This is a genomic window from Candidatus Desulfolinea nitratireducens (assembly GCF_982879505.1).
Window position 1 is genome coordinate 1 of the sequence record NZ_CEYOSI010000355.1, and the last position, 2,041, is coordinate 2,041.

A 2,041-nucleotide genomic window follows, 5' to 3' on the forward strand; every position below is an offset into this window, starting at 1 on the left:
AAAAAACAAAAACAACTTAATAAAAGTTAAATACTTGATAAGAGAATTTTAATAATATGGTTCTCAAAGAACCACATCAGCTGATAGACAAATTGTTTGAAACTCGTACAATCTCCCTCTTGGTGAAGGAGACTGCCACTCCGAAAAGCGTCGGCTCGCAGAGTCATGGTTAGTACGAACTTTATTTGATTTATCCATTAGCTCTCTGCCAAAGCCTCCCAGATCATACTTGTGCTAATTGACCCCTCCCTCAAAATTTGAATATCCTTTCCCGTGCAGTCCACTACAGTGGAAGGTACACCTCCGGATACTCGACCTCCATCCAGGATGAGGGGCAGGCTCCCGTTTAATTGAGTATATACATCCTCGGCAGTGATTGGGTTGCTATGCCCTGATAAGTTTGCCGAGCTTACTGCCATTGGCCCGGCTGCCCGAAATAGCTCCCGGGCAAAGGCATGATCTGGGATCCGGACTCCTACCGTTTCCAGGGCGGATACGGCTTTTGGAATATCTGAGTGTTTTGCCAGGATGAGCGTCAGTGCCCCAGGCCAGAAAGATGCCGCCAACTTCTGCGCCATTTCCGGCACGGATATCGCTACTAATTTGAGTTGCTCGATCTTGCCCAGCAAAATCGGCAGCGCTTTCTCTGGCGGACGTTTTTTAGCTTGATATATTTTTGCAGCCCCTTCTGAATTAAAAGCTAAAGTCCCCAAGCCATAAACGGTATCCGTTGGGAAGGCGACCAGCTCTCCTGCCTGGAGAACTTCCAGCGCGCGGTTGAGGGCGTTGGGAGCAGAGATGGGTAGGATTTCAGTTTGCATAAAATGATATCAGGTCTGAACGGCTAGAAAACGGTCTCGACCTGCCAAATCTTGCTTTAGCTGAATGACTGATTTTGGGAAAATAGTACTCGCCAATTTCAGCGCAGCTTGTACATGGGATGAATCTAGTTCCAGCAGGATCAAACCATCTGGGGCAAGCCATTGAGGAGCATCCAATAATAAGCGACGGATCAGTTGTAGCCCGTCTTTGCCGCCATCAAGAGCCAGGGAAGGTTCACGAGTATAGACATCGAGGGTTTTTAGTGTTTCACTGGGAATATAGGGTAAGTTAGCTGTTATCAGGTCGAAGGTTGCAGGTTGAAGATTGGAAAAAAGATCGCTATGGATGAATTGGATTTGGTCATCTACCCAGTGTATTGCCGCGTTTTGGCGGGCGATATCCAGCGCAGCAGATGACAGATCAACGGCGAGCAATTTCAGGTCAGGGATGTTCTTCGCCAGGGCTATCGCGATGCAGCCAGAGCCGGTTCCCATTTCCAGAACAGTCCTGCTTTTATTGTCGCGTAGCCATCCCAATCCAAATTCAACCAGTTCTTCTGTTTCCGGACGTGGGATAAGCACATCAGGAGAAACGAGAAAATCCAATCCATAAAACTCCCAATGTCCAAGGACGTAAGGTAAAGGAATTCCCTGCAGCAAGGCTTGCAGGGCGGCCTCAAGTTTTATTCTTTGCTTTGGAGATAGGCTCAGTTCGGGGTGGGCCAATACCCAGCTACGTTGCTTTTCAGTTATGTGGGCCAGAAGAACCTGAGCATCGAGGGCGGGGGAGTCGCTTGTTGGGTGCAGTTTCCTGGTGACTTGGTCTAAAAGGCTGGGCATTGAGCAATTGGGCCGGCGATTTACCGCCCGCCTGGGTTATTTGCTTCCTGGAGTAATCGCAGCAAGACGATCTGCCTCATCTTGTGTGGTGAGTTCTTCAATAAATTCTTTGATATCCCCTTCCATCACAGCTGCCAGGTTATAGGATGATATATTGACACGGTGATCGGTAACGCGAGATTGGGGATAATTATAGGTGCGTATTTTTTCAGAGCGTTCGCCCTTGCCAACCTGTAAGCGACGTGCGTCGTCAATTTTAGCGCGGCGTTCTTCTTCAGCAATCTCATACAGACGGGCACGTAAAATTGCCATGGCACGGAGCTTATTTTGAAGCTGGGAGCGCTCGTCCTGACAGGCGACGACCAATCCGCTCGGAAGGT

At 48.8% G+C, this 2,041-nt stretch carries 3 protein-coding genes; all 3 read right to left on the bottom strand.

Annotation, left to right across the window (positions count from 1 at the left end; all coding sequences use genetic code 11):
• Positions 1-197: 197 nt before the first annotated feature.
• Positions 198-821, bottom strand: a complete 624-nt coding sequence (locus AC3DOM_RS17740) for an L-threonylcarbamoyladenylate synthase (protein ID WP_487920370.1) — start codon at positions 819-821, stop codon at positions 198-200.
• Positions 822-830: 9 nt separating this feature from the next.
• On the bottom strand, positions 831-1,661 hold the full coding sequence (gene prmC, locus AC3DOM_RS17745) for a peptide chain release factor N(5)-glutamine methyltransferase (protein ID WP_487920371.1): 831 nt from the start codon (positions 1,659-1,661) through the stop codon (positions 831-833).
• Between the two features lie 36 nt (positions 1,662-1,697).
• On the bottom strand, positions 1,698-2,041 hold a 344-nt coding region (locus tag AC3DOM_RS17750; RefSeq protein ID WP_487920372.1), incomplete at its 5' end, for a peptide chain release factor-like protein.